This window comes from Virgisporangium ochraceum, assembly GCF_016863655.1.
In the GTDB taxonomy this organism is placed as follows: Bacteria; Actinomycetota; Actinomycetes; order Mycobacteriales; family Micromonosporaceae; genus Virgisporangium; species Virgisporangium ochraceum.
Genome location: NZ_BOPH01000093.1, coordinates 1 through 26164, shown reverse-complemented (window position 1 = coordinate 26164; position 26164 = coordinate 1). Strand labels below are relative to the sequence as shown.

At 72.5% G+C, this 26164-nt stretch carries 27 protein-coding genes and 1 pseudogene; 13 read left to right on the top strand and 15 right to left on the bottom strand.

Going from position 1 to position 26164, the window contains the following annotated elements; translation table 11 throughout:
• Positions 1 to 33 precede the first annotated feature (33 nt).
• On the top strand, positions 34 to 1179 hold the full coding sequence (locus Voc01_RS34055) for a mechanosensitive ion channel family protein (RefSeq protein WP_203931754.1): 1146 nt from the start codon (positions 34 to 36) through the stop codon (positions 1177 to 1179).
• A 13-nt stretch (positions 1180 to 1192) separates the two neighbouring features.
• Here the strand turns inward: Voc01_RS34055 and Voc01_RS34050 are convergent, their stop codons facing one another.
• Complete coding sequence (locus Voc01_RS34050; protein WP_203931753.1) at positions 1193 to 1648, bottom strand: DUF6328 family protein; 456 nt, start codon at positions 1646 to 1648, stop codon at positions 1193 to 1195.
• 369 nt (positions 1649 to 2017) lie between these two features.
• Between Voc01_RS34050 and Voc01_RS34045 the strand changes: the two genes are divergently transcribed.
• The gene (locus Voc01_RS34045) at positions 2018 to 3445 is read left to right on the top strand and encodes a pyridoxal phosphate-dependent decarboxylase family protein (RefSeq protein WP_203931752.1); all 1428 of its coding nucleotides are present in this window, start codon (positions 2018 to 2020) and stop codon (positions 3443 to 3445) included.
• Here Voc01_RS34045 and Voc01_RS34040 read toward each other — a convergent pair.
• Together Voc01_RS34040 and Voc01_RS34035 are read right to left on the bottom strand one after the other, a co-directional pair.
• Positions 3442 to 4503 (bottom strand): CU044_5270 family protein, encoded by a 1062-nt coding sequence (locus tag Voc01_RS34040; RefSeq protein ID WP_239160666.1) that lies wholly within the window; start codon positions 4501 to 4503, stop codon positions 3442 to 3444. The genes Voc01_RS34045 and Voc01_RS34040 overlap by 4 nt on opposite strands.
• 5 nt (positions 4504 to 4508) lie before the next feature.
• Complete coding sequence (locus Voc01_RS34035) at positions 4509 to 5078, bottom strand: RNA polymerase sigma factor (RefSeq protein WP_239160662.1); 570 nt, start codon at positions 5076 to 5078, stop codon at positions 4509 to 4511.
• Between the two features lie 103 nt (positions 5079 to 5181).
• Between Voc01_RS34035 and Voc01_RS34030 the strand changes: the two genes are divergently transcribed.
• On the top strand, positions 5182 to 6021 hold the full coding sequence (locus tag Voc01_RS34030; protein ID WP_203931749.1) for a class I SAM-dependent methyltransferase: 840 nt from the start codon (positions 5182 to 5184) through the stop codon (positions 6019 to 6021).
• Here the strand turns inward: Voc01_RS34030 and Voc01_RS34025 are convergent.
• A complete protein-coding gene (locus tag Voc01_RS34025) occupies positions 6018 to 6473 on the bottom strand; it encodes a DUF6624 domain-containing protein (protein WP_203931748.1) in 456 nt (151 codons plus the stop codon). The two genes, Voc01_RS34030 and Voc01_RS34025, sit on opposite strands and share 4 nt — an antisense overlap.
• Positions 6474 to 6559: 86 nt before the next feature.
• Here Voc01_RS34025 and Voc01_RS34020 point away from each other — a divergent pair, with 86 nt between their 5' ends.
• Positions 6560 to 7324, top strand: coding sequence for an MBL fold metallo-hydrolase (locus Voc01_RS34020; RefSeq protein WP_203931747.1), 765 nt, complete (start codon positions 6560 to 6562; stop codon positions 7322 to 7324).
• The gene (locus tag Voc01_RS34015; RefSeq protein ID WP_203931746.1) at positions 7321 to 7971 is read left to right on the top strand and encodes a DedA family protein; all 651 of its coding nucleotides are present in this window, start codon (positions 7321 to 7323) and stop codon (positions 7969 to 7971) included. The genes Voc01_RS34020 and Voc01_RS34015 overlap by 4 nt, the downstream gene beginning before the upstream one ends.
• Here the strand turns inward: Voc01_RS34015 and Voc01_RS34010 are convergent.
• Genes Voc01_RS34010 through Voc01_RS34000 form a run of 3 tightly spaced genes read right to left on the bottom strand, consistent with a single transcriptional unit; the run spans position 7884 to position 12143 of the window.
• Positions 7884 to 9995: a phage holin family protein gene (locus tag Voc01_RS34010; protein ID WP_239160661.1), complete on the bottom strand. Its 2112-nt coding sequence runs from the start codon at positions 9993 to 9995 to the stop codon at positions 7884 to 7886. The two genes, Voc01_RS34015 and Voc01_RS34010, sit on opposite strands and share 88 nt — an antisense overlap.
• A gap of 33 nt (positions 9996 to 10028) precedes the next feature.
• A complete protein-coding gene (locus Voc01_RS34005; RefSeq protein WP_203931745.1) occupies positions 10029 to 11261 on the bottom strand; it encodes a serine hydrolase domain-containing protein in 1233 nt (410 codons plus the stop codon).
• Between the two features lie 9 nt (positions 11262 to 11270).
• Entirely contained in the window at positions 11271 to 12143 is an 873-nt protein-coding gene (locus tag Voc01_RS34000; protein ID WP_203931744.1) for a DinB family protein, read from the bottom strand.
• 30 nt (positions 12144 to 12173) lie between these two features.
• On the opposite strand from Voc01_RS34000, the gene Voc01_RS33995 reads away from it, so the two are divergent.
• The 3 genes and pseudogenes from Voc01_RS33995 to Voc01_RS33990 all read left to right on the top strand — a co-directional run bounded on the left by Voc01_RS33995 (position 12174) and on the right by Voc01_RS33990 (position 13928).
• A complete protein-coding gene (locus Voc01_RS33995) occupies positions 12174 to 13151 on the top strand; it encodes a helix-turn-helix transcriptional regulator (RefSeq protein WP_203931743.1) in 978 nt (325 codons plus the stop codon).
• A 5-nt stretch (positions 13152 to 13156) separates the two neighbouring features.
• Positions 13157 to 13252, top strand: a pseudogene (locus Voc01_RS54785) (cation diffusion facilitator family transporter); the annotation flags it as partial.
• Between the two features lie 121 nt (positions 13253 to 13373).
• Positions 13374 to 13928 carry a cation diffusion facilitator family transporter gene (locus tag Voc01_RS33990; protein WP_373873905.1) on the top strand — a complete coding sequence of 185 codons (555 nt, stop codon included), beginning with the start codon at positions 13374 to 13376 and terminating at the stop codon, positions 13926 to 13928.
• Positions 13929 to 13935: 7 nt separating this feature from the next.
• On the opposite strand, the gene Voc01_RS33985 is transcribed toward Voc01_RS33990, so the two are convergent.
• Together Voc01_RS33985 and Voc01_RS33980 are read right to left on the bottom strand one after the other, a co-directional pair.
• The gene (locus Voc01_RS33985) at positions 13936 to 14379 is read right to left on the bottom strand and encodes an ABA4-like family protein (protein ID WP_203931742.1); all 444 of its coding nucleotides are present in this window, start codon (positions 14377 to 14379) and stop codon (positions 13936 to 13938) included.
• Positions 14376 to 15320: a hypothetical protein gene (locus Voc01_RS33980; protein WP_203931741.1), complete on the bottom strand. Its 945-nt coding sequence runs from the start codon at positions 15318 to 15320 to the stop codon at positions 14376 to 14378. Before Voc01_RS33980 ends, Voc01_RS33985 begins: the two co-directional genes overlap by 4 nt.
• Positions 15321 to 15406: 86 nt before the next feature.
• On the opposite strand from Voc01_RS33980, the gene Voc01_RS33975 reads away from it, so the two are divergent.
• Together Voc01_RS33975 and Voc01_RS33970 are read left to right on the top strand one after the other, a co-directional pair.
• Complete coding sequence (locus Voc01_RS33975; RefSeq protein WP_203931740.1) at positions 15407 to 16051, top strand: MerR family transcriptional regulator; 645 nt, start codon at positions 15407 to 15409, stop codon at positions 16049 to 16051.
• Positions 16052 to 16060: 9 nt separating this feature from the next.
• Positions 16061 to 16936 (top strand): bifunctional helix-turn-helix transcriptional regulator/GNAT family N-acetyltransferase, encoded by an 876-nt coding sequence (locus tag Voc01_RS33970; RefSeq protein WP_203931739.1) that lies wholly within the window; start codon positions 16061 to 16063, stop codon positions 16934 to 16936.
• Here the strand turns inward: Voc01_RS33970 and rhaI are convergent.
• The 6 genes from rhaI to Voc01_RS33940 are packed head-to-tail and all read right to left on the bottom strand — an operon-like array spanning position 16933 to position 22989.
• On the bottom strand, positions 16933 to 18105 hold the full coding sequence (gene rhaI, locus Voc01_RS33965) for an L-rhamnose isomerase (protein WP_203931738.1): 1173 nt from the start codon (positions 18103 to 18105) through the stop codon (positions 16933 to 16935). The genes Voc01_RS33970 and rhaI overlap by 4 nt on opposite strands.
• Positions 18095 to 18442, bottom strand: coding sequence for an L-rhamnose mutarotase (locus tag Voc01_RS33960; protein ID WP_203931737.1), 348 nt, complete (start codon positions 18440 to 18442; stop codon positions 18095 to 18097). Before Voc01_RS33960 ends, rhaI begins: the two co-directional genes overlap by 11 nt.
• Positions 18443 to 18460: 18 nt before the next feature.
• Positions 18461 to 19501, bottom strand: coding sequence for a rhamnose ABC transporter substrate-binding protein (gene rhaS, locus Voc01_RS33955; protein WP_203931736.1), 1041 nt, complete (start codon positions 19499 to 19501; stop codon positions 18461 to 18463).
• A complete protein-coding gene (locus tag Voc01_RS33950; RefSeq protein WP_203931735.1) occupies positions 19498 to 20487 on the bottom strand; it encodes an ABC transporter permease in 990 nt (329 codons plus the stop codon). Before Voc01_RS33950 ends, rhaS begins: the two co-directional genes overlap by 4 nt.
• Positions 20480 to 21481, bottom strand: a complete 1002-nt coding sequence (locus Voc01_RS33945; protein WP_203931734.1) for an ABC transporter permease — start codon at positions 21479 to 21481, stop codon at positions 20480 to 20482. The genes Voc01_RS33950 and Voc01_RS33945 overlap by 8 nt, the downstream gene beginning before the upstream one ends.
• Entirely contained in the window at positions 21478 to 22989 is a 1512-nt protein-coding gene (locus Voc01_RS33940) for a sugar ABC transporter ATP-binding protein (protein WP_203931733.1), read from the bottom strand. The genes Voc01_RS33945 and Voc01_RS33940 overlap by 4 nt, the downstream gene beginning before the upstream one ends.
• A gap of 192 nt (positions 22990 to 23181) precedes the next feature.
• Between Voc01_RS33940 and Voc01_RS33935 the strand changes: the two genes are divergently transcribed.
• From Voc01_RS33935 to Voc01_RS33925, 3 genes are read left to right on the top strand one after another with little or no spacing between them, the layout of a single operon-like run.
• Positions 23182 to 23910, top strand: a complete 729-nt coding sequence (locus Voc01_RS33935) for a (Fe-S)-binding protein (RefSeq protein WP_203931732.1) — start codon at positions 23182 to 23184, stop codon at positions 23908 to 23910.
• Positions 23907 to 25373 (top strand): LutB/LldF family L-lactate oxidation iron-sulfur protein, encoded by a 1467-nt coding sequence (locus tag Voc01_RS33930; RefSeq protein WP_203931731.1) that lies wholly within the window; start codon positions 23907 to 23909, stop codon positions 25371 to 25373. The genes Voc01_RS33935 and Voc01_RS33930 overlap by 4 nt, the downstream gene beginning before the upstream one ends.
• Complete coding sequence (locus Voc01_RS33925) at positions 25366 to 25983, top strand: LutC/YkgG family protein (RefSeq protein WP_203931730.1); 618 nt, start codon at positions 25366 to 25368, stop codon at positions 25981 to 25983. The genes Voc01_RS33930 and Voc01_RS33925 overlap by 8 nt, the downstream gene beginning before the upstream one ends.
• Positions 25984 to 26164: the final 181 nt, after the last annotated feature.

The following is a 26164-nucleotide window of genomic DNA, read 5'->3' as shown; positions in this document are numbered from 1 at the left end:
CGCCTGGAACCTTTCATTGGGTAGTCAGGAACGATGTCCGACGCACTTCTGCCCATCGGCGTGGGCCTGGGCATCCTGGTGGCCGGTTTCGCGGTGCTGTGGGTGCTGCACCGGCTCCTGGTCAGGGCGGCCCGGCGCGCGCCGTGGGCCGCCGCCGTCACCCGGCACGCCCGCAGGCCGGCCCACGTCGGTGTCGTCCTGCTGGCCCTGCATGCGACCCTGAACGGCCTGCCCAGGGCCGACTGGCACCGCGGCGCCCGGCATGTGCTCTACCTCGCCGACATCGGCGTGCTGGCGTGGGCCGCGGCCGCCGCCCTCATGATCATCATGGACCTGGCACTGTCGCGCTACCGCACCGACGTCCGCGACAACCGCCACGCCCGCCGCATCCACACGCAGGTGAGCGTCATCCGGCGCATCGGGATCGCGGGCTTCGCCGTCGTCGCGATGGGCGCCATGCTGCTCACGTTCCCCGCGTTCCGCGCCGCCGGCGCGTCGGTGCTGGCGTCGGCCGGCATCGCCGGCGTGATCGCCGGCCTGGCCGCGCAGAGCCTGCTGAGCAACGTCTTCGCCGGCATGCAGATCGTGTTCAGCGAGGCCCTGCACCTCGACGACGTCGTGGTCGTCGAGGGCGAGTGGGGCCGCGTCGAGGAGATCACGCTCACCTACGTGGTGGTCCGCATCTGGGACGACCGCCGCCTCGTCCTGCCGACCTCGTACTTCCTCACCACGCCGTTCCAGAACTGGACCCGCACCGAGGCCGCCGTCATCGGCGCCGTCGAGCTCGACCTCGACTGGACGGTTCCGGTCGAGGCGCTGCGCTCGGTGCTCGAGCTGTCCGTGAAGGAGAACGAGCGGTGGGACGGGCGTACGTGCGTGCTCCAGGTCACCGGCGCGACGGGCTCGTTCGTCCGGATTCGCGCCCTGGTGAGCGCGCACGACGCCCCGACCCTGTGGGACCTGCGCTGCGACGTGCGGGAACGGCTGGTGGAGTGGATCCGGCTGGAGCACCCGGCCGCGCTCCCCCGGCTCCGCGCCGAGGTGGCGGCGCCGGCGGGCTCCGCGCCGGCGCAGGTGCCGGCCGGCTCCGCGCCGGCGCCGCTCGGGCGCGACCAGCCGACGGCGCCGGGTGAGCGCCCGACGACCGGCGCCGGCCCCGACCCGGAGCAGCCGGGGTGACCGTTTCGGTGCGTCAGTACTTCGTCCGCACGTAGATCGGGACGATCAGCCAGGTGACCGCGAACAGCGCGCCCAGCCCGCCGACGAACCAGAACGCGAGGCTCTGACTCGACACCACCGCGACGATCAGGAACACCGCCAGCAGCACGGCGACCGCCAGGCAGGCGAGGCCGCCCTTGGCCATCCAGTCGGCCGCGGTGACGAGCTGCGGCTTCAGCCCCTGGCGGAACAGCAGCCGGTGCATGGTGACGGGCGCGATGAGGAACGCGGTGGCCATCCCGGTGACCAGCAGCGTGGCCAGGTACTCCCCGCGCAGCCCGGCGCCGACCTCCTCACCGAACCGCTGCTGGAACGGGATCGTGAGTAGGAAGGCGAACAGGATCTGCACGCCGGTCTGGGCTACCCGCAGCTCCTGGAGGAGCTCGTTGTAGTTGCGGTCGGCGCGTTCGAGGGTCGACTCGTCGCGCATGTGGTGGTGGGGTTCTTCAGGAGGGGACACACGCGGGTACTACCCCGTGTTCACCTCGCGTTAATCACCGTTGTCGCTGATCGCTTCGAGCGCTAAGTTGGCGGTACACGCGAAAGGAGGTGGTCCAAAGTTGTATAGTTATTGGACTCGTGAGGTGGCTGTCCACTAGCCCCCGTCCGTCCCACTTTTGCAGTAATGGGCCGCACGGCGGCTTGTGAAACCACGACTGCTACCCGACCCCCGGGGTGCCGGCTAGTCCAGCCGGCCCGCTCGAACGGACGTTCCGTTCCGGCGGCCAGCCCCGGGGGTTGTCCATTTCCCGACCTTCCCTGAGCGGTGAGGTGGGTGGCGCCGCGACGGGTGCCGGGCATGATCGGACCCATGGCCGACCCGCTGCACGAGCTTGCCTCCGCCGCCGAGCCGCTCGCCCCGGTCCACGAGGCCGCAGCGCCGTACCTGGCGTCGCTCGCCACCCGTCCCGTCGCCGACCCCGACGCCCTCAAGCTGCTCGACGGGCTGGGCGGGCCGCTGCCGGAGACCGGCGCCGGCGGAACGCCGACCGTCGAGAGGCTGCTCGGCATCGGCACCGCGGCGGCCACGGCGTCGTCGGGTCCCCGGTTCTTCCACTTCGTCACCGGCGGCGCCACACCCGCCGCACTCGCCGCCGACTGGACCGCCGCCCTGCTCGACCAGAACGCGTTCGCCCGGATCAGCTCCCCGCTCGCCCACGAGGTCGAGACGGTCGCGCTCGACTGGCTGCGTCAGCTCGTCGGGCTGCCAGAGGGCTGGGGCGGCGCCCTGGTGGGCAGCGCCACGTTCGCGAACTTCACCTCGCTGGCGTGCGCGACGCACTGGTGGGGCGAGCGGCACGGCGTCGACGTCACCGACGACGGGCTGGTCGGGCTGCCCCGGATGCCGGTGCTCTCCGGCGGCTACGTGCACTCCAGCTCCCGCAAGGCGCTGCAGATGCTCGGACACGGCCGGAACACGGTCGAGGTGTTCGCCCGCGACGGCGTCGGGCGGGTCGACCTGGCCGCACTCGAACGGCGGCTGGCCGGGTGCGGGCCGGCCGTGATCATCGCGAACGCCGGCGAGGTCAACGCCGGCGACTTCGACCCGGTCGCCGACCTCGCCGACCTCGCCGGGCGCTACGGCGCCTGGCTGCACGTCGACGGCGCGTTCGGGCTGTTCGCGGCCGTGTCACCGCGGTCGCGGCACCTGGTGGACGGCATCGAGCGGGCCGACTCGATCGCCGCCGACGGCCACAAGTGGCTGAACGTGCCCTACGAGAGCGGGTTCGCGCTGATCCGCGAGCCGTCCCGGTTGGGACGGGCGTTCGGCATGCCCGGCGCGCCGTACCTCCCCAGTGCGAACGACGCCGGCGGCGGCTACGGGCTGTTCGGGCCGGAGTCCTCGCGGCGCAGCCGGGCGATGCCGATCTGGGCCACGCTCGCGGCGTATGGCTCGAACGGGTACCGGGAGATGGTCGAGCGCCACCTGGACCTCGCTCAGCGGCTCGCCGCGAAGGTCGACGAGGCGCCCGACCTGGAGCGGCTGGCCGACGTGCCGCTGTGCATCGTGTGCTTCCGGGCCCGGCCGCCCGGCGTTCCGGAGGAGGACCTCGACGACCTCAACCGCCGGCTCGGCGCCGACCTGCTCGCCGACGGCCGGGTCTTCGCCGGCACCACCGTGTACGACGGCCGGGTCGCGCTGCGGCCGGCGATCGTGAACTGGCGCACCACGGCCGCGGACGTCGACGCGTTCGTGGCCGTGGTGCGCTCGCTCATCCCCCGCTAGCCGCAGGTCTCCCCGCCCTTGGGACCGAGCTCGACCGCCGGCACGGTGTCGACCACCTCGGCCGACAGCAGCGCCGTCGACGCGACCTGGGTGCCGACCGCGGTGCCCGCCTTGTCCGCGTCGGTGACGAACGCGCGCTCGCCCAGGTAGAGGAACGTCGACGGGTCGAAGACCAGCTCCCGGCGGACGCCCGTCGTGGCATCGTCGTAGGCCACGGCGACACCCTTGCGGCCGGCGGCGTCCTCGGCGCCCTCGATCAGCCGCAGGTCGGACAGCGACCCCAGCGCCCGGTACACCGCCGCACGCTGAGCCGGCGGCAGGTACCTCTCCCGGATGAGGTCACCGGCGGCGGTGAACGCCATCTCGTCGAGGGTCCGCTTCCCGCCCTTCTTGGTGTTCTCGCCACCCGCGGCCGTCCGCAGGTAGGCCAGCATCGCCTCCGGCGTGGTCGGCAGGCCGCTCACGTAGGCGAAGTCGGTGCGCGAGAACTCCGGTCGGCCGGGGCAGTACTTCGCCACGTGCCGCGACGTCTCGCCGATCCCCTGGCGCGCCACCGGTGGCAGCGGCTCCCCCGGGAACGACTTCGGCTCCAGCGACGTGATCTCGATCGCCCCGTCGCGGTTGGGGGCGGCCGGCCACCACACGGCGCGGTCGGTGCGGTACAGGTACCGGTAGTCCCGGCTTTCGGCGATGTACATCGTCGTCGACTTGATCATGATGGCCTGGTCGGGGCGGGGTATGAGTTCCGGCTGGCCCTTCGCGCTGGCGGCGAGGTCGAGAACCTGGGCCGCCGAGGTGAGCTTCAACGGGGCCGCGGCGACCCCGTTGTCGCCGGGCCGCGGGGTAACGGGTCCGCCGCCACCACCCTGTGCCAGGACCAGGCCGACCGCGACCGCCGCGGCCAGGCCGGTCGCGAGGCCGGCGCCCCAGGCGACCCCTCGCAAGCGGCGCCGTGGGCGGGCCGGCTCGTCGCGGAGGGCCGCCACCAGCCGGGCCTCCGCCTCGCGCGACGGAGGGTCGAGCGGTACCTCGGACCGCATGTCGCGCAGTGCCTGCATCTCGTTCACCGGTAGTGCTCCTCGTCGATCGATGTGGGATCGACCCCACCAAGCGCGGCCCGCATCGTGCTTCGGGCCCGGCTCACCCTCGACCGCACCGTGCCCACGGGAACCCCCAGGGCGGCGGCCGTCTCCTCGTACGTCAGGTCGGCCCACGCCACCAGCAGCAGCGCGTCGCGGAACGGCGCCTTCAGCGTCGCCAGTGCGGCGGCCAGACGGCGGCTGTTCGCCGACGCGACCACGCGGGCGTCGCTGCGGTCCGCGAACCCCTCGGTGACCGGGTCGACCCCGGTGACCGAAAGCGCCCGCAGGGCGCGGACCTCGCCGCGCCGGTGCCGGCCGACCAGGTTGGTGGCGATGCCGTACAACCAGGGACGGGCGTCGGTGCGGGCGAGGTCGTAGGACCGGCGCTGCCGGAACGCCACGAGGAAGACCTCGTTGACGACGTCCTCGGCGGCCTGCGGCCCCAGCCGTCGCGTGACGTACCGCTGCAGGAGTGGGGCGTGCCGACGGAAGAGCAGGGCGAAGTACTCGGGCTCATCCCGGGACCGCTCGATGACGCTCGCGTCATCCACGGTGACTCCGGTCGATGTACTCATCCTTGGCCTCTCGTTCGGGTCGTGACACCCCGTTCTTGCCCGTACCCCCGCTTCCGGTTCCCGTCGAGATAATGACGGCGTGGACGATCACTTCGAGGTCGACTGGACGGAGGCCGCCGACCGGCTCGCGTCCGCGGCCCGCACCGACGCCGACTGGTACCGCTCGGTGGCCGCGGTGCTCGTGACGCCCGGCGACCGGGTGGCGGTCGACGTCGGGTGCGGTGGTGGAGGCATGGCCGCGGTGCTCGCCGCGGCGATCGGTGCGCAGGGACGCGTCGTCGGCGTCGACGGCGCGGCCGACGTGCTCGACCGCGCCCGGGCGATGGCCGCCGGGACGGTCGAGTTCGTGGAGGCCGACCTGCACCACGGGATGGCGCCGTTGCGGGACGTCGTGCCCGACGGCGCCGACGTCGTCTGGGCGTCGGCGTCGGTGCACCACCTCGGCGACCAGCAGGCCGCGGTCGACGAGCTCGCCGCGCTGCTCCGGCCGGGTGGCCGGCTGGCGCTGGCCGAGGGCGGGCTGACCGCGCGTCACCTGCCGTACGACGTCGGCGTGGGCGAACCGGGCCTCGAGGGCCGGCTGCAGGCGGCCAACGAGGCGTGGTTCAACGGGATGCGCGCCCGGCTGCCCGGCTCGGTGCGGATGCCCTACGGCTGGTCCGCCGCGCTACGGCGGGCCGGGCTCACGTCGGTGACGAGCCGCTCCTGGCTCCTGGAGCCGGCGCCCGACCCGACCGCGATCACCGACAAGTTCGCGCACCGGGTGCCCCGCCTCCACGAGCTGGGCCTGCTCACCGACGCCGACGCGGCGACCTGGCGGACCCTGCTCGACCCGTCGGCGCCGGAGTGGCTCGGCACCCGCGACGACCTGTTCCACGTGGAGGCGCGCACGGTCCACTGGGGAACCCGCTCACGCTAGAGCGGCGGCGGGAGCCCGACCCCGGCCCGGCGGGCGGCCAGGCCGTCCGGGTCCGCGCAGGGCCAGAGCACCGGCTTGCCGTCGACGACCCCGGCCACCTGGGTGCCGTAGATCTGGTCGCGGCCCTCGTTGACGAGCACCCGGTCGCGCAGCATGGCGATCTCCCGCGCGCCGACACCGGGTTCCGCCGCGTCCTCGATGAGGGCGAGCACCCGGCGCTGGACGTCGAGCTGCCGGTCGGCGTGTTGGGCGATCTTCCACGCGGCGTAGGCGGCTTCGGGACCCCAGGCGGGCCAGCCGTGTTCGTCGAGGATCCCGGTGAGGCGGTCGGCGTGCGTCGCCGTCAGGCGCCGCCAGGCCTGCTGGACGGCCACGTCGTCGCTGTTCATGGCCTGTTGCGCCAGGGCGAGGTCGGCCTCGCCCATCGCCGTCAGTTCGTCCGCTGGGGTCACGGAACGTACGGTATGCGGTCGGCGGCGCACGAAGATCATCCCTGTGCAGGGTGTATCGGCCGGCCCGGCATGAAAAACTTGAACACATGCGGGTCACCTGGTGGGGTCATGCCACCGTCGCGATCGACGACGCGGGCACGACCGTGCTCACCGACCCCGTGCTGCGCAGCCGGCTCGCCCACCTGTACCGCCGGCGCGGCCCCGCTCCCCGGATGGCGGCGCCGAACGCGGTGGTGATCTCGCACCTGCACGCCGACCACTGCGACGTCGGCTCGTTGCGCGGGCTCCCCGCGTCCACGACCCTGATCGTGCCGAAAGGCGCGGGCGCGTTCCTCAACGGCAAGCTCGGCGGCGACCGCGACCTCCGGGAGGTCGTCGCCGGCGACGAGATCACCGTCGGCGGGCTGCGCGTGCGCGCGGTACCGGCGGTGCACCCGGCCGGGCGGTCGCCGGGCTCGAGGTGGCGCGCGAAGGCGGTCGGCTACCTGGTCAGCGGCAAGCGCACGGTGTGGTTCGCCGGCGACACCGGCCTGTTCGACGGCCTGAGCGAGCTGGGCCCCGTCGACCTGGCGCTGGTACCGGTATGGGGCTGGAGCTGGACGCTCGGCCCCGGCCACCTGGGCCCCCGGGAGGCGGCCGAGGCGGTCCGCCGGGTCGCGCCCGGCTGGGCGGTGCCGATCCACTGGGGCACGCTGTGGCCGGTCGGCTGCGCGCGCATGCGGCCCGACCGGTTCACCGAGCCCGGCCCGGAGTTCGCGCGGTTCACGGCGGAGGTCGCGCCGGAGGTCCGGGTCCGCGTGCTGCCGCCGGGTTCGAGCCTTCAACTGGACGATGTGAGAACCACGCCGTGAACACTGTCGGAGCCGTACTGGCGGCGTTGGGGACGACCTTCGCGCTGGTGCTGATCGGCTCGATCGTGCCCGTCGTGCCCACCGGGGCCGTCGTGAGCGCTACCGCCGTCGTGGCGCTGCACCGTGACCCGGTGACGCCCATGCTGGTCGTCGCCGTGGCCGCGCTCGCCGCGTACCTCGGCGACGCCGTGGTGTTCGGGATCTGCCGGCGGGGCGGCGAGGCCGTCACCAGGCGGCTGCACCTGTCGGCGAAGCCGGTGAAGGCCGCCGAGGCGGTGCGCGACCGGCTGCGGAAGCGGCCGGTCACCGTGCTGCTGGTGTCGCGGCTGATCCCGGCCGGCCGCATCCCCGTGCTGCTCGCCGCGGCGCTGGTGAAGCTGCCGTGGCGGCAGTTCCTGGTGGCGAACTGGCCGGCGTGCCTGCTGTGGTCGGCGTCGTACGCGGCGGTCGGCGTGCTCGGCGGGTCGGTGTTCCCGGAGCCGTGGCAGGGCATCGTCGCCGTGATCCTGCTCGTGCTGGTCGTCACGCAGGTCGCGTCGATGGTCCAGAAGCGCCGTGATCAGACCGACAGCGGTTCGGCCTCCGACTCCGGTTCGGGATCCGGGGTGGTGCGCAGCCCCAGCTCGTCGAGCCAGGCGACCAGCTGACGGTAGACGGCCGCTGGTCCGTGGATCTCCTCCTGCTCGCGGTGCCAGCCCGCCGGGTACACGAGCACGGCCTCGGTCTGCCAGCCGCCGATGCCGCCGTGTGAGCCGACCAGCTCCTCGAACGCCGCCACCTCGTCGGTGCCCCGGTCGAGCCGGCTGACCGCCACCACGTCGCCGACGTGGGCGATCCGCTGGTGCTCCAGCAGGTCGCGGGCGGCGTGCGGTCCGTACCGGGAGAGCGGGTCGAGCCCGCTGACGTGGCCGTCGCGCAGCCGGTGGCGTCCCAGCTCACCGATCGCGACCGGACCGTCGGCCGCGGACTCGACCACGACGAACCCGACCCCCGGGTGCCGGGCCAGGCCCCGCACGAGGTCGGGGTACCCGTCGTCGAGCTCCTCCAGGGTCAGCCGGCGCGGATGCCCGGTGAGGTAGACCATCGCCAGGTTCCCCGAGGCGACGGTGACGATCGGGTGGTCCTCGCGCACGGCGCGGCCGACGCCGAGGTGCTCGCGGCGCTGCTCGGGCGCGCAGGCCCGGATCGCCGCGCCCTTGATGCTGCGCTGGTGGGCCATCCCGGTGAGCAGCACGTTGACCCGGCCCCACTCCTCGGCGTTGTGGCCGCCGTCGGCGCTGGGGTCGCCGTCGTCGTGGTCCTCGTGGACCAGCTTGGTGACCACGTCCTCGAACGTCTCGCCGTAGCGCTGGCGGAACGTGGCGCCCTGGCTCTGGCCGTGGTCGGACACGACGACGATCTCGTACCGGCGGGCGGCGCTGTCGGCGAGCTTGCGCAGGGTGCCGAGCACGCGGTCGAGGCCTTCCAGGGTCTGCATCGCCTCGGGGCGCAGCGGACCGGCGTGGTGGGCCACCTCGTCGTAGTCGACGAAGTCGCAGAAGATCACCGGAGCGCCGTTGCTCATCTGCTCGGCGATCAGGGAGACGTTGAGGTCGCGCAGCACCACGTTCGTCACCGCGCGCAGCGCGACGAACGACCCGTGCCGCGACACCCGCGGGTACACGTCACGCCGCCGCTGCCGGCGCGCCTGCTGGATCTCCTTGAGCATCTCGCCGATCGACAGCACCAGCGCCCGGGCCAGGCCGTACGGGCTGGCGACGAACGCCAGGTAGCCGCGGGCCGACCGGCCCGGGAGCGCGGCGTTGCTGAACGTGAGCAGGCTGACCGGCGCGTCGCCGGAGAACACGTTGCTGATGCTCACCCCGCCGTCGGCGAGCAGGCCGCGGCCGTTCGAGATGCGCTTCTCGACGTCGGCGGCGTCACGCGGCCGGTTGGTGACCACGAGCCGGCCGGTGTCCTTCTCGTACCAGCGGAACGCGGGCACCTGGCTCGCGTCGCCGTGCATGATGCCGGCCTGGCTGGCCGGGGTCGTGGCCGGCATGCCGGTGTGCCAGCCGGTCATCGCGTGGCTGCCGTCACGCACCCACCGGCCGAGGTTGGGCAGGTTGCCGGCCTTCAACGCCCAGCTCAGCAGCGGCTCGCTGAGGCCGTCGACCTGGATGACCAGCACGCCGGGGCGCTGCGGCGGCTCGTCGAGCGGGCTGCGGGCCATCTGCCGCAGCGTCTGGCGGAGGAAGACGTCGTCGCTACCGGCGTCGGCCAGCCAGTTGATCAACGCGGCGAGGATCGCGGCGATCCAGCTCGCCACCCACGCGTCGACGAAGCTGTTCACCGAGACGCCGTCGGAGATCCGCAGCGCGGTGTACATGACGATCGCCTGCAGCACCGTACCGAGGGCCAGGACCCCGATGCCGCCGACCAGCACGGCCACACCCAGGAGCACCCAGCGCATCGCCATGCCGATGAGCGCCAGCACCACCATGAGCTCGACCAGCGCCGCCGGTCCCCCGCTGGCCCACACGCCGGGCAGCAGCCAGAACGTCACCGCGAGCACGACGAAGCTGGTGGCGCCGCTGCGGAACAGCGACCGCGCCCACGCCACCGACGGCCGCCACTCCCGGGCGAGCCGCAGCGACAGCAGGAAGCGCCGCCGTACCGTCCGAACGTTCACCAGGCAAGATTCCCACAGCGGTGTTACGGGCCGTCAGTCGATGAGCGCCTGGTACACGAGTTGGCGTAGGTGCGCGCGCAGGGGCCAGCGGCTCGACGGGACGAGCTGGGTGAAGAGCATCGCCGTCAGCTGCTCGACGGGGTCGACCCAGAACGCCGTGCTGGCCAGGCCGCCCCAGTAGTACTGGCCGGCGCCGCTGAGCACCTTGCCCGGCACCGGGTTGTCGATCACCGCGAAGCCCAGCCCGAAACCGATGCCCTCCATCGTGGTCTCGGCGAAGCCGCCCGAGGAGAACGTCTGCAGGTCGGCGCCGCCGGGCAGGTGGTTGCGGGTCATGTACCGCACGGTGTGCGGGCCGAGGAGGCGCACGCCGTCGAGCTCGCCCTCGCGGAGCAGCATCTGCGTGAACCGGTGGTAGTCGGCCGCGGTGGAGATCAGCCCGGCGCCGCCGGACAGCAGCGCCGGCCGCTGGAACGCCTCCGCGCCGAGCTTCGGCAGCGGGGTGGCCAGGCCCGTCTGCGGGTGGGCGCCGTAGAGGGTCGCGGCGCGCGGCGCGTCGGCCTCGTCGACCCACCACCGGGTGTCGTCCATGCCGAGCGGACCGAGGACGCGCTCGGCGAAGAACTCCTCCAGCGTCTGCCCGCTGATCACCTCGACGAGCCGGCCGAGGACGTCGGTGGAGACCCCGTACCCCCACCTGGTTCCGGGCTGGAACAGCAGCGGCAGGCCGGCCCACATCCCGCACGACTCGGCCAGGTCGAGGTCACCCTGCCCGCTGAGGTCGGAGCCGGCCGACCGGTACAGCCCGTCGACCACCGTCTCCTGGATGAAGCCGTACGTGAGCCCCGACGTGTGCGTCAGCAGGTGCCAGACCCGGATCGGCTCGATGGCCGGCACGGTGAACGGCGCCTGCAGCGAGCCCTTCGTGTAGACCCGCAGGTCGGCGAACTCGGGCAGCCACCGGCTGATCTCGTCGGTCAGCTGGAAGTGGCCCTCCTCGTACAGCATCATCGCGGCGACCGACGTGACCGGCTTGGTCATCGAGTAGATCCGCCACAGCGTGTCGGCCTCGACCGGCGCGCCGGTGGACAGGTCGCGCGTGCCGTGCGCCCCGGAGAACGCGACCTGGCCGCACCGGGTGACCACGATGTGCCACCCGGCGAGCCGGCCGTCGTCGACGTACCTCTCGAAGTGCGACCGGATGCGGTCCAGCCGCTTCGCGTCGAAGCCGACGTGATCAGGATCGATCGTCTGTTCCAGCGTCACCGGCGGAGCTTACCCGCGAAGATACTTCGCGAGCTCCTCGTGCCCGCCGTACGCGGCCCAGCCGGCGGCGTCCTGCTCGAACTCGGTGTCCTTCGTCGCCGGGTCGGCGCCGTGCTTGACGAGCAGCTCGGCGATCTCGCGCTGGCCGTGGACCGCGGCGTAGTGCAGCGCGGTGATGCCGCCCGACGCGGTCACCGAGAACCCGAGGTCGGCGAGCCGCCGGACGGCGTCCCACCGCTCGGCGACGGCCAGCTCCGCCACCACCGGGGTTCCACCGTGTGTGGGCACCAGCGCCTCGACGGCGGCCCAGTCCTCCCCATCGACGGCGGCGACCACGGGGTTCGCGGCGGCGGTCAGCGCCCGGTACAGGTCGCGCATCGCCGCGATCTCCGACCCGTGGTGGATCAGCTCGTCGAGCTCGTGCAGCACGAACGCCGCCCGGGTGTCGGACCCGTACGGTGCGGCGATCTCGCCCATCGGCGCGGTCAGTCCCGCCGCGTCGGCCGCCTGAACGTTGCGCGTGAACAGGTCGTACGCGCTGTCCAGGTCCCGTAGCGCCTGCTCCGCGGACGGCGCCGCGCCGTCGCGACCGAGCGTGCCCACCGGCGTGGCGCCCAGCCAGGTGGCGTTGCGTTCGCCTTCCAGCACGAAGATCAGGTGGTCGAGCCGCCACGCGATCGTGGTGAGTGGCGCCGGCTTCACCGGGATCGGCGACCCGTCGGCCACCCACCTGCCGCCGGTCTCGCGGATCGACCAGCAGCCCGGCGCCGGCTCCCACAGGTACTCCTCGTCGGTGAGCCCGCTCAGCCGGGCCCGCAGCCGCTGGAACGCGAAGTCGGCGGTGCGCAGCAGGTCCTGCTTGATGATCTCCAGGTCGCTCATGAACCGACCGTAACGGCTATCGCGGACAGTATGAGTCCGCATAGTCTGACGATCGTGGAAGGTGCCGCGCGGCTGCTCCGGCTGCTCACGCTGCTGCAGTCGCGGGCGCGGTGGTCGGGCGACGAGCTGGCCGACCGGCTCGGCGTCACCTCCCGCACGCTGCGGCGCGACGTCGCCCGCCTGCGCGACCTCGGCTATCCGGTCGACGCCGACCCCGGCGTCGCCGGCGGCTACCGCCTGGGTCGAGGTGGCCGGCTGCCGCCGCTGCTGCTCGACGACGACGAGGCGGTCGCGATCGCCGTCGGGCTGCGGGTCGCGACGGCGACCGCGGTCGAGGGCGTGGAGACCGCGGCGGTCGCCGCGCTCTCGAAGTTGGACGGCGTGCTGCCCGCCCGGTTGCGCGAGCGCGTCGACGCGGTGCAGACCGGCACGGTGCAGCTACCCGGCCCCGACGTGCCCCGGATCGACATCGACGTGCTGGTGACCCTGGCCCGCGGCTGCCGCCACACCGAGGGGCTGCGGTTCGGCTACACCGACAACCACGGCGCGGTGTCCCAGCGCTGGGTGGAGCCGCTGCGGGTCGTGCACACCGGCCGCCGCTGGTACCTGGTGGCCCGCGACCGCGACCGCGACGCCTGGCGCACGTTCCGGGTCGACCGGGTCGTCGACCCGGCGCTCACCGGGCAGCGGTACACGCTGGTCGACCCGCCGGACCCGGTGGAGCTGGTGTCGGAGGGCACCGCCGTGGCGCCGTACTCCGTCACCGGGTCGGTGCTGGTGTACGCGCCCTACGACCGGGTCCGGCGCGTGATTCCGGCCACGATGGCGGTGGTGACGGCCGTCGACGACAGCACGACGCTGGTGCGGATGGCGGCCTGGGACCTGGCGCCGCTGGCCGACTTCGTCCTGCGCATCCCGTTCGACTTCCAGGTGCGGGACCCGCCCGAGCTGCGCGACCGGATCGCGGAGATCGCCGCCCGGATAGCCCGCCGGCATCGGGGTAGCTGATCGCCGTGGCGGAAGATCAGGGCGGCATCCGGGCGATCCTCGCGGCGCTCGGCGCCAACGTCGGCATCGCGGTGAGCAAGTTCGTCGCCTACCTGTTCACCGGCTCGTCGTCGATGCTCGCCGAGGCGGTGCACTCGTTCGCCGACTCCAGCAACCAGCTGGGAGAAGTTCGCCGAGCCGCACCCGCTCGAAGACCCGGTCTGGGCGTTCGCCGTGCTGATCGTGTCGATCGGGCTGGAGGGCTTCTCGCTGCGCACCGCGGTGAAGGAGTCGGCCGCGCGGCGCGGCGACCTGTCGTGGCCGCAGTTCATCCGGCGCACCAAGGCACCCGAGCTCGTGGTCGTGCTGCTGGAGGACCTCGGTGCCCTGCTCGGGCTGGCGTTCGCGCTCCTCGGCGTCACCATGGCGGTGGTCACCGGCAACGGCACCTGGGACGCGGTCGGCACGCCGGCCATCGGCGTGCTGCTGATCCTCATCGCGGTGGTGCTCGCCACGCAGACCACGAGCCTGCTCATCGGCGAGGCGGCCGACCCGGTGATGGCCGACCGCATCGAGACCGCCCTGGTCGCCGGATCGGGCGTGGTGAGCGTCATCCACCTGCGCACCTCGCACCTGAGCCCCGACGAGCTCCTGGTCACGGCGAAGATCGAGATCGACGGGACCGGCACCGCGCGCGACGTCGTCGCCACGATCAACGACGCCGAGGCCCGCGTGCGGGCGGCCGTGCCCTACGACTGCCTCATCTACCTGGAACCGGACTTCCGCCACGAGACGTGAAGGCTGCCTACGGCGCCGTAGCGTCCGTTCCCGCGCGGCCCCGCCACCTCGTGCGCAGGGCCAGGTAGGCGACGAGGCCGAACGGCGAGAGCAGGATCGTCAGCACGAGCACCGGAGCCATCAGCAGCGGGGGGATCCGGCGCTCGCGGCTGTCGAGGTACATCCACCGGCCCACGAACAGGTCGAACGCGATGAGATGGGCCCACACAAGCGCGGTGCCGTCGGCGGTGCCGACGAGGTCGCGGACGCCGTCGAGGTCCGGGTTGACCATCTCGGCGGCGAACTCGGGCAGGATCGGCGCCACCGCGAACGCGTACGCCACGAGCGGCGCCAGCACGATCAGCGGCGAGCCGCAGATCCTCCGCGTCCACCGCCAGCCGGGCGCCACGATCATCAGCGCCCAGAACGGCGCGGCCAGCGGGAAGGCGAGGGTGAAGGCCAGCTCGGTCATCGCGCGGCCGCCAGGGCTCGCGCGGTGGTCCGGCGGAGCGCGACCGCCGCGCCCATGGCGAGACCGGCAGCCAGCAGGCCGGCCGAGGCCCAGGTGAGCCGGTCGGGCTGCACGATCGACTGGCCGCGCAGCGCCTGCCACGTGGTGATCGCCGTGACGCCGGTGATGCCGGCCGCACCGACCCCGACGAGCCGGCTCCGCACGTTCTCCGGGCGCAGTGCCGGCCACCGCCGGGCGGCGCGGGCCAACCCGAACGCCAGCAGCGGCAGGGCCTGCAGCGCGTGCAGCCCGATGAAGTGGGCGATGCGCAGGTCGCCGCCCTCGGTGCTCCAGCTAACCAGCGGCAGGCCCGGGCCTCCCTCGGCCACACCGACGCTGTGCGAGCCGACCAGGGTCGGCGGCGCCGTCGCGAACCCGGCCCGCTGCTCGGCGGTGGGCTGGGTCATCAGGAAGCCGACCGCCATGCCGGCGAGCGCGACGAGCAGCCCGTACCGCACGGCCAGCACGGTCGGTCGGTCGCCCCGGTGGTGCCTCAGCAGCACGACACCGATCAGCGCGGTGGCGATCCACAGCATCAGGATCGTGACCGCCATGACGCCCCACAGCGCGCTGTCGAGCGGCGTCTCGACGTTGAAGTGGCTGCGCCGGCCCCGCACGACCTGGCCGACGATCACCGCCATCTCGATGAACGACGCGGCCACGATGACGTTGCCGAGCCAGCCGGCGTGCCGGGCCGGCCGTCCTTTCAGCTGGCCGACCAGGTACGCGAGCGTGCCGGTGTAGATCACCAGCGAGGTCGCGAACTTGAACGGCTTGGTCCAGATCGGCAGCCCGAGCAGGTGCCGGTCGTCGAGGACCATCCCGGCGGCCGCGACGGCGGCGAGCCCCGCCATGGCGACGGCGGTGACGGCGAGCGGGCGGTGCAGTTCCGGCGCTTTCATTCCCATCCCCCTTATGGATAGCGGTGCTATCCGCTATCGATAGTTAGACTATCCATGTTCGGACCGAGGGACGCAAGGGGTGGCCGATGCGCATTGCGGAGCTGAGTGACCGGAGCGGCGTGGCGGTGCCGACGATCAAGTACTACCTGCGGGAGGGGCTGCTCCCCGCCGGCGAGGCGGTCCGCGCCAACCAGGCCCGCTACGACGAGCGGCACCTCCAACGGCTGCGCCTGATCCGGGTGCTGATCGACGTCGGCCGGCTGCCCGTCGCCACGATCCGCGACCTGGTGAACGACCTCGACCAGCCCGACCCCGACCTGCACCACGCGCTCGGGCGCGCCCTGCAGTCGGCGCCTCCGAACGCGCCGGAGCCGGCCGCCGCCCCGGAGGTCTCGGCGGCCGAGGCCGAGGTCGAGGCGCTTCTCGGCCGCCACGGCTGGCAGGTGTCCGAGGGCGCGCCGGCCCGGCGCCGGGTCGCCGAGGTGATCGCGGCGCTGCGCCGGCTCGGCAACACCGAGATGGTCGACGTGATCGACCGGTACGCGAAGGCCGCGGAGGACGTCGCCGCCGTCGACCTGGGCCTGGTGCGGGCCGCGGAGCCGGAGATGGTCCTGTACCGGGCCGTGGTCGGCACGATCCTCGGCGACGCGCTCATCGCCGGGCTGCGCCGGCTCGCCCAGGAGAGCCTGTCCGCGGAAATCTTCCATGACAGGAAGGATTCCTCTGACTAAGGTCAGAGAATGGACGCTGTTGCCCGCGTGCGGCGGTTCAACCGCACGGTCACCCAGCGCGTCGGAGCCCTCGACGACCGGTTCCTCGCCCTCGACCGGCCCCTCGGCCAGGCGCGGGTGCTGTGGGAGATCGGCCCGGAGGGCGTCGACGTCCGCACCCTGCGCGCCCGCCTCGGGCTCGACTCCGGGTACCTCAGCCGGCTGCTCCGCGCCCTGACCGACGACGGGCTCGTGCTGGTCGAGGCCAGTGCCGGCGACGCGCGCGTCCGCACGGCCCGGCTCACCGAACGCGGCCGGGCCGAGCGCGCGGAGCTCGACCGGCGCTCCGACAAGCTGGCCGAGGACCTCCTCGGCGGGCTGGCGCCGGCCGAGCGCGACCGGCTCGTCGCCGCGATGGGCGAGGTCGAGCGGCTGCTGGTCGCGTCGACGGTGCGGGTCGGCGTGACCGACCCGGGCCACCCGCACGCCCGGTTCTGCCTGGGCTCCTACTACGCCGAGCTGGCCGAGCGGTTCGAGGAGGGCTTCGACCCGGCCCGGAGCGTCTCCACCGGCGAGGCCGACCTGCGGCCGCCGCACGGGCTGCTCCTGGTGGCCACGCTCGACGACGAGCCGGTCGGGTGCGGCGCGCTGCTGTTCCACGCCGGCGAGCCGGCGTACATCAAGCGCATGTGGGTCTCGCCGGCGGTCCGCGGGCTCGGTCTCGGCCGTCGCCTGTTGCGCGAGCTCGAGGGAACAGCGCGGGAGCACGGCCACACGACGGTCCGGCTGGAGACCAACCGCGCCCTACCGGAGGCGATCGCGATGTACCGTACGGCCGGCTACCGCGAGGTCGAGCGCTTCAACGACGAGGTGTACGGCCACCACTTCTTCGTCAGGGATCTCTAGGCACCCCAGCCGGCCTGCTCACCGCCGACGCGGTCGGCCCTGATCTTCTCGGCGTAGCCCGACCGCGCGTAGGCCTTCAGCGGCTCCGGGTCGAGGCCCATGTCCTCGCGGAGGTCGCGGAGCAGCGGGCGGACATCGGTGTCGTAGGCGTCCATCAGCACGGCGTTCGCGTCGAGGACGTCGCCCGACTCCTGCGCGGAGGTAAGCGCTTCGACATCGACGAGCAGGGCCTTGGCCGTGGCCTCCTGGACGTTCATCACCGAGCGGATCACCGCCGGGATCTTCGCCTCGATGTTGTGGCACTGGTCGAGCATGAACGCGATCCCGTAGTCCGGATCGAGCGCGCCCACCTGGACGATCTCGAACATGATGCGGAACAGCTGGAACGGGTCGGCGGCGCCGACCATGAGGTCGTCGTCGGCGTAGAAGCGCGAGTTGAAGTCGAACGCGCCGAGCTTCCCTTCGCGCAGCAGGAACGCCACGATGAACTCGATGTTGGTGCCGGGTGCGTGGTGACCGGTGTCGATCACCACCTGGGCCTTCTCACCCAGCCTGACGCAGTGCGCGTACGCCGTGCCCCAGTCGGGCACGTCGGTGGTGTAGAAGGCCGGCTCGAACAGCTTGTACTCCAGCAGCATCCGCTGCTCGTCTCCGAGCCGGTCGTAGACCTCGCTCAGCGCCGCGGCCAGCCGGTCCTGCCGGCCGCGGATCGAGTCCTGGCCCGGGTAGTTCGTGCCGTCGGAGAACCACAGCTTCAGGTCGCGGGAGCCGGTCGCGTCCATGATGGACACACACTCGAGCAGGTGGTCGGTGGCCTTGCGGCGCACGCCCGCGTCGGGGTTGGTGACGCTGCCGAGCTTGTAGTCGTTGTCCTGGAACACGTTCGAGTTGATCGCGCCCAGCGCGACGCCCTCCGACGCGGCGTACGCCGACAACGCCGTGTAGTCGTCGACCTTGTCCCACGGAATGTGCAGCGCGACGCTCGGTGCGACGCCCGTGAAGCGGTGCACCGTCGCGGCGTCGGCGATCTTCTCCTGCGGGGTGCGCGGCACGCCCTCCTGCGGGAACACCTTGAACCGGGTGCCGGAGTTTCCGAACGCCCACGACGGTAGTTCGACGTGCTGCCGCCGCAATGCATCCAGCACCCGTGTGCGGGTCTCAGGAGTCATCGATCGCCTCCAACTGATCGTCCAGGTTGAACACCTCGTCGAGTACCCGGAAACCCAGGTCGGGACGGCCATCGTCCAGACCCACGAAGAACCCGGCCATCTCCGCCTGCCACCGCGCGTTCACCTCGGTGGTGTCCATCGCGGCCTGTGCGGCGGCGAGGTCTTCGGTGAGCAGGTACCCGACGAGGAGTCCGTCGTCGCGCAGGAACAGGGAATAGTCGTGCCAGCCCGCGTCTCGCAACGCGCGCAGCATGTCCGGCCAGACCGCCGCGTGCCGCCGACGGTACTCGTCGAGCCGGTCCGGCCGGACCTGCAACGTGAAGCAGACGCGCTTCATGTCAGAGCTCCAGAAGCCTCAGAAGTTGAACTTGTCGATGTTCGACGCGTCGAACGTGGTCGGGTCGCCGAGGAGCACCTCGCCGTTGGCACCGACGGTGTACTCACCGAGCTTGCCGGCGGTGAACTTGTCGCCCTGCTTGCCGGTGATCGTGCCCGACGCCAACGCGCCCGCCGCGTACGCGGCCAGGTAGCCCAGCTCCTCCGGGTTCCACAACGCGAACGCCTTGCAGGTGCCGTCCTTCACGAACGCGCGCATCTGGTTCGGCGTGCCGAGACCGGTGAGCGCCACCTTGCCCTTGTACGTCGAGCCCTGCAGGTACCGGGCCGCCGCGGCGATGCCGACGGTGGTCGGCGAGATGATGCCCTTGAGGTCCGGGTACTTCGCGAGCAGACCCTGCGCCTCCTGGAACGACTTCTGGTCGTTGTCGTCGCCGTAGACGGTCGCCACGAGCTGGAGCTTGCTGTACTCCGGCTTCGCGAGCTCGGTCTTCATCTTCTCGATCCAGGCGTTCTGGTTGGTGGCGTTCGCCGTCGCCGACAGGATCGCGATCTTCCCGCCCTCGGCGCCGACCGCTTCGGAGATGAGCTTGATCTGCGACTTGGCGATGCCGTCGGCGGTGGCCTGGTTGACGAAGACGTCGCGGCACTCGGGCTTGGTGTCGGAGTCGAACGTCACCACCTTGGTGCCGCCGGACTTCGCCTCGGTGAGCGCTCCGCAGATCGCGTCCTTGTCGTTCGCCGACACGACGATGACGTCGGTGTCCTGCTGCGACAGGGTGTTGATGTAGCTCACCTGCGCCGACGGGGAGGCCTCCGACGGACCGGTCTCGCTGTAGGTGCCCTTGAACTCGCCGACCGCGGCCTTGCCGCCGGTGCCGGCCGAGGTGAAGTACGGGTTGTTCACCTGCTTCGGCAGGAAGGCGATCTTCAGGCCGGACTTGATGCCGTTGGTGGTCTCACCACCGCCGCCGTCGGATCCGGAGTCGCCGTCCTCGGCGCAGGCGGACAGGCTGACGACGAGCAACGTGGCGAGGGTGACGGTGAGGGCTTTCTTCACGGGGAGGCTCCCTTCAGGGCAAGGGCTTTCGTTCGACGGCGGCGTAGACCGTCGCGGGTGAGGGTGACGAGGTTGGGGCCCACAACCGAGGCGATGAGCAGGGTTCCGGTGACGATGGTGAGGGTGTTCGCGGGTACGTCGGCCAGTTGCAGTGCGTTGCGCATCGTGGCGAGCAGGACGACCGCGGCGAGCACGCCGACCAGCCCACCACGTCCCCCGAAGATCGAGACGCCGCCGAGAAGGACGGCGGCGACCACCGCCAGTTCCAGCCCGGTCGCGTTGTCGGCGCGGGCGCTGGCGAAGCGGAACGTCCAGAACACCCCGGCGAGGGCGGACATCGCTCCGGTGAGGACGAAGAGCCAGAACTTGGTGCGTGCGACCCGGATGCCGGCGAACGCCGACGCCTCGTCGTTGTTGCCGATCGCGTAGAGACCGCGGCCGATCGGGGTGGCGTGCAGCACCACGCCGAGCACGACCGCGACCGCGAGCACCACCAGCACCATCCACGGGATGGTGAGACCCGGGATCGGCGCGATCGCGTTGCTGGTCCAGGAGACCGGGTAGTCGGCGACGGCCTTGTCGCCCAGCACGACGTACGCGAGGCCGCGGTACAGCGCGAGCGTTCCGATCGTGACGGCCAACGACGGCAGCCCGAACACCGTGACGAACACGCCGTTCACGGCGCCGAGAACCGCGCCCAGCACCAGGCAGGCCACGATGAGCAGCGGCAGCGAGGTGACGCCGACGGCCCACAGCTTGCCGAACACCGTGCACGTGAGGCCCACCACCGAGGCGACCGACAGGTCGATCTCGCCGGTGATGACCACGAGCGCGAGCGGCAACGCGATGACCGCCACCGGAACGACCTCGAGCGCCACGAACCGCCAGAACCGCGCGGTGCCGAACCCGTCGATGGTCTGTCCGGCCACCACGACGAACAGCAGCAACGCGACGACGACCGCGATGTCCCAGGCCGACCTACGCACGACGTGCCCTCCTCACCCGCAGCCGCGCCGCGATCCGCGCGGAGAGGACCTTGTCGAGCGCGATGGCGGCGAGGATCAGCGCGCCGACCGCGGCCCGTTGCCAGAACGGGTTGACGCCGAGCACCGGCAGCGCGGCGCCGATCGTGGTGAGCAGCACGGCGCCGAGCGCCGCCCCGTACACCGATCCGCTGCCGCCGAAGATGGCCACGCCGCCGACCACGACGGCCGCCACCACGTCGAGCTCCTGCCCGAGGCCGGCGTTGGCGTCGATCGTGCCGAAGCGGGCCGCGTGCAGCACACCGGCGAGCCCGGCGAGCATGCCCGACACGACGAACGCGGTGAAGACACGCTTCCCCACCGGGATGCCCGACAGCCGCGCGGCCGCGGGCTCGGACCCGATCGCGTACAGCTCGCGCCCGCTGCGGAACGTCCGCAGGTAGTACCCGGCGACCACCAGCACCACGACCGCGAACAACGCGAGCACCGGGATGCCGAGCACCGTCGCGGTTCCCATGCGCAGGAACGCCGGCGGCATGTCGGCGGCGTTGATCTGGCGGCCGGTCGCCCAGGTGTAGTCGAGACCGCGGAACGCGTACAGGGTGCCGAGCGTCACCACCAGCGCGGGCACCCGCGCCGCCGCGATGAGCACGCCGTTGACCAGGCCGCACACCGCGCCCAGCGCCATGCCGACGAGGATGGCGACCGGGATCGGCGTGCCGGGCGCGTTCACGAACAGCGTGCCGGTGGCGAACGCCGAGAGGCCGAGCACCGAACCGACCGACAGGTCGACGTTGCGGGTGATGACGACGATCGCCTGCCCCACCGCGAGCACGGCCAGGATCGTCGAGCCCAGCAGCAGGTCCTTGATGCTCTGTGCCGACAGGAACCGCGGCGTGACGATCGCGGTGACCGCGACGAGCAGCACCAGCGCCAACCCGATGCCGAGCTCGCGCACCACGAAGAACCGGTGCACCACGCCCGTGGGAGCCGTCATGAGGTCGAGCCCGTCGCCGCGAACATCACCGACTCCTCGTCGGCGCTCTCGCGCGGGATGTCGCCGACCAGCCGGCCCTCGTGCATCACCAGCACACGGTCGGCCATCCCCAGCACCTCGGGCAGCTCGCTGGAGACCATCAGCACCGCGACGCCGCGGGCGGCCTGCTCGGACAGCAGCCGGTGCACCTCGGCCTTGGTGCCGACGTCGATGCCGCGGGTTGGCTCGTCGACGATCAGCACCGACGGCTCGGTGGCCAGCCACTTGGCCAGCACCACCTTCTGCTGGTTCCCACCCGACAGCGTGGACACGTCGTTACCGAGCCGCTCCGCCTTGACCTGCAGCCGTTGCGTCCAGGTCTGCGCGCTGCGGCGCTCGGCACCGAACCCGAGGAGCCCGAAGCGGCTCAGCTTCCAGCGGCGCACCAGCGTCGCGTTGCGCTCGACGGAGAGGTCCATCACCAGGCCCTGCTGACGCCGGTCCTCGGGAACGAGCGCGAGCCCGGCGGCGATCGCGGCGTCGGGACGGCCCGGCGGCAGGCGGCGGCCGGCCACCAGCACCTCGCCGCTGTCGTACCGGTCGACCCCGAACATCGCGCGGACGACCTCGCTGCGCCCGGCGCCGACGAGCCCGGCGAGCGCCACGATCTCGCCGGCGCGCACGGTGAAGCTGACGTCGTCGAAGACGCCGGCGCTGGTGAGGTGGCGCACCTCGATGGCGGTGTCGACAGCAGTGTCGCCGACGACGTGCTCGACCCGCGGGAACAGCGCCGAGATCTCGCGGCCGACCATGCGCCGCACGACGCCGTCGACGCTCGTCTCCTCCGTGCGGTCGGTGGAGACCCACGCGCCGTCGCGCATCACGGTGATGCGTTGGCACAGCGCGAAGACCTCGTCGAAGCGGTGCGAGATGAACAGGACGGCGGCGCCGGCGTCGCGCAGCGACCGCGTCACCGCGAACAGCCGCTCGACCTCGACGCCGCTGAGGGCGGCGGTCGGCTCGTCCATGACGAGGATCCGCGCGTCGAACGACAGCGCTTTGGCGATCTCGACCAGCTGCTGGTCGGCGATCGAGAGGCCGCGCGCGGGGCGGTCGGGATCGAGGCGGACCCCGAGCCGCGCGAACAGTTCGTCGGCCCTGCGCCGCATCGCCGCGGTGTCGATGCGCTTCCAGGACCTCTGCGGCTGCCGGCCGATGAAGATGTTCTCGGCCACCGACAGGTCGGGGAACAGCGTCGGTTCCTGGTAGATCACCGCGATGCCGGCGGCGCGCGCGTCGGCCGGTCCGGTGAGTACGAGCGGCCTGCCGTCGAGGGTCATCGTTCCGGCGTCGGGCGGGTGCACCCCGGCCAGGATCCGCACGAGCGTCGACTTGCCGGCGCCGTTCTCGCCCACCAGGGCATGGGCCTCGCCGGGGTACAGGTCGAGGCGCCCGTCGCGCAGCGCGGCCACGGCGCCGAAGCTCTTCTGGACCGCGCGCAGCGCGAGCAGTGCACCGGACGGCTCCACGGCGGCTCCTCCCTGGTCGGCACGGCACCTGGCGAGAATGAATCGTTTCACATAGTCTGGCGGGATGGCTGTGAATCGATTCAAACCAGTAGACAGGCACGCTAGTTCCGCTTGCGGTCACGAGTCAAGACTCACCTTGGGGACCCGCCGCCAAGATCGCTTCAGCCGCCCCACGTGGCGTATGGTCGCCCCGTGCGTATCGCACTCTTCGTGACCTGCCTGGTCGACGCGCTGTTCCCGGACGTCGGCAAAGCCACCACCACCCTGCTGCGCCGCCTCGGCCACGAGGTGGTGTTCCCGGCCGACCAGACCTGCTGCGGCCAGATGCACGTCAACACCGGGTACCAGCGGGCGGCCGTCCCGTTGATCAAGCACCACGCCGCGGTGTTCGACCCGTACGACGCGATCGTGGCGCCGTCCGGATCCTGCGTCGGCTCGGTGCGGCACCAGCACTCCGCCGTGGCGTCGCGGGCCGGCTCACGCGGGCTCGCGTCGCGGGCCGCGTCGGTGGCCGCTCGCACGTACGAGCTGTCGGAGTTCCTGGTCGACGTGCTCGGCGTCGACGACGTCGGCGCGTACTACCCGCACCGGGTCACCTACCACCCGACCTGCCACTCGCTGCGCATGCTGCGGGTCGGCGACAAGCCGCTGCGGCTGCTGCGCAACGTCGGCGGCATCGACCTCGTCGAGCTGCCCGACGCCGACCAGTGCTGCGGGTTCGGCGGAACGTTCGCGGTGAAGAACGCCGACACGTCCACCGCGATGCTGGCCGACAAGATGAGCAACGTGCTGTCGACCCGCGCCGAGGCGGTGTGCGCGGGCGACTCGTCGTGCCTCATGCACATCGGCGGCGGGCTGTCGCGGCTGCGCACCGGCACGAAGCCAGTCCACCTCGCCGAGATCCTTGCGAGCGTCCCATGAAGACCTACCTCGGGCTCCCCACCGCACCGCGCGGCGTCGGCGCGCTCAGCGGGTCGCAGACGTTCCCCGCGGCCGCGCGCGTGGCGCTGGACAACCCGCAGCTGCGGAAGAACCTCGGCCACGCCACCCGCACCATCCGCGGCAAGCGCGCCGAGGTGGTCGGCGAGGTCCCCGACTGGGAGGAGCTGCGCCTCGCCGGCGCGGCGATCAAGCGCGCCACGATGGCTTCGTTGGACGTGCACCTGGAGCGGCTGGAGCGCGAGGTCACCGCGCGCGGCGGGACGGTGCACTGGGCAACCGACTCCGTCGCCGCGAACCGGATCGTCACCTCGCTCGTGCGGGCGACCGGCGCCCGCGAGGTCGTGAAGGTCAAGTCGATGGCGACGCAGGAGATCGGGCTGAACGAGGCGCTGGAAGAGGCCGGGATCTCCGCGGTCGAGACCGACCTCGCCGAGCTGATCGTCCAACTGGGACACGACCGGCCGTCGCACATTCTCGTGCCGGCGATCCACCGCAACCGGTCGGAGATCAAGGAGATCTTCCAGCGCGAGATGGGTGACGCACCGGCCGACCTCACCGACGAGCCGCGCCGGCTCGCGATGGCCGCCCGCGCGCACCTGCGGCGCCGGTTCCTCGCCGCGCGGGTCGCGGTGTCGGGAGCCAACTTCGCGGTCGCCGAGACCGGGACGCTCGCGGTGGTCGAGTCCGAGGGCAACGGGCGCATGTGCCTGACGTTGCCGCGGACGCTCATCACGGTGATGGGCATCGAGAAGATCGTGCCGACGTGGGACGACCTCAGTGTGTTCCTGCAACTGCTCCCCCGCTCGTCGACCGGCGAGCGGATGAACCCGTACACGTCGATGTGGAGCGGTGTCACGCCGGGCGACGGGCCGCAGGAGTTCCACCTCGTGCTGCTCGACAACGGTCGCACGGCCACGCTGGCCGACGAGGTCGGGCGCGAGGCGCTGCACTGCATCCGGTGCAGCGCCTGCCTCAACGTGTGCCCGGTGTACGAGCGCACCGGCGGCCACGCGTACGGGTCGGTCTATCCGGGACCGATCGGCGCGGTCCTCAGTCCCCAGCTGACCGGCGTCGCCGACAACCCGACGCTGCCGTACGCGTCGTCGCTCTGCGGCGCCTGCTTCGACGCCTGCCCGGTGCGCATCGACATCCCGAACCTGTTGGTGCACCTGCGGTCGCGGGTCGTGGAGGAGAAGAAGCTGCCGACGGCCGAGGCGGTCGCGATGGCCGCGGCCGGCTGGGTCATGAAGTCCCCCGGCCTTTTCGGCGCCGCGGGCCGCGCGGCCCGCGGCGGACGCCTCCTCGGACGGCGCGGCCGCATCCGCGCGCTGCCGCCGCCGCTGTCGGCGTGGACCGCCAGCCGAGACGCGCCGGTGCCGCCGAAGGAGACGTTCCGCCAGTGGTGGCGCCGCACCTCCTCCGGAGGAGACACCGATGCCTGAGTCCGGTCGGGAGACGGTGCTGGCACGGGTGCGTGAAGCGCTGGGATCCGTGCGGTCCACTGTGGACGTTCCGCGCGACTACCGCCCGCGGGGCGAGCACTCCCCCGGCTCGGCCGAGCTCCTCGAGCTACTGACCGACCGGCTGGTCGACTACAAGGCGACCGTGCTGCGGTGCGCCGCCGACGCGGTGGCCGCGACCGTCGCGTCGGCGGTTCCGGCCGGGGCCCGGTTCGTGGTGCCGCCCGGTCTGCCGGCGGAGTGGGTCCCGCCGGGTGCGGTCACCGATCCCGGCGACCTGACCCCTTACGACCTCGACGCCTTCGACGGCGTGCTCACCGGGTGCACCGTGGCCGCGGCCGAGACCGGCACCATCGCGCTCGACGGCTCGGCCGGCCAGGGCCGCCGGGCCATCTCGCTGGTGCCCGACCTGCACGTGTGCGTGGTGCTCGCCGATCAGGTGGTGCAGACGGTGCCCGAGCTGATCGGCCGGCTCGACCCGCACCGTCCGCTGACCCTGATCAGCGGACCGTCGGCCACGAGCGACATCGAGCTGCACCGGGTGGAGGGCGTCCACGGTCCCCGCACGCTCGTGGTGGTCCTCGCCGGCTGACCCTGCGGCCCGCCGCGGGTACGGCCCGCGTCGCCCGGGCACGGCCCGCCGCACGGCACGGCACGGCGCACGGCACGGCACGGCCCGCCGCACGGCACGGCACGGCGCACGGCACGGCCCGCCGCACGGCACGGCACGGCGCACGGCACGGCCCGCCGCACGGCACGGCCGGCCGCACGCG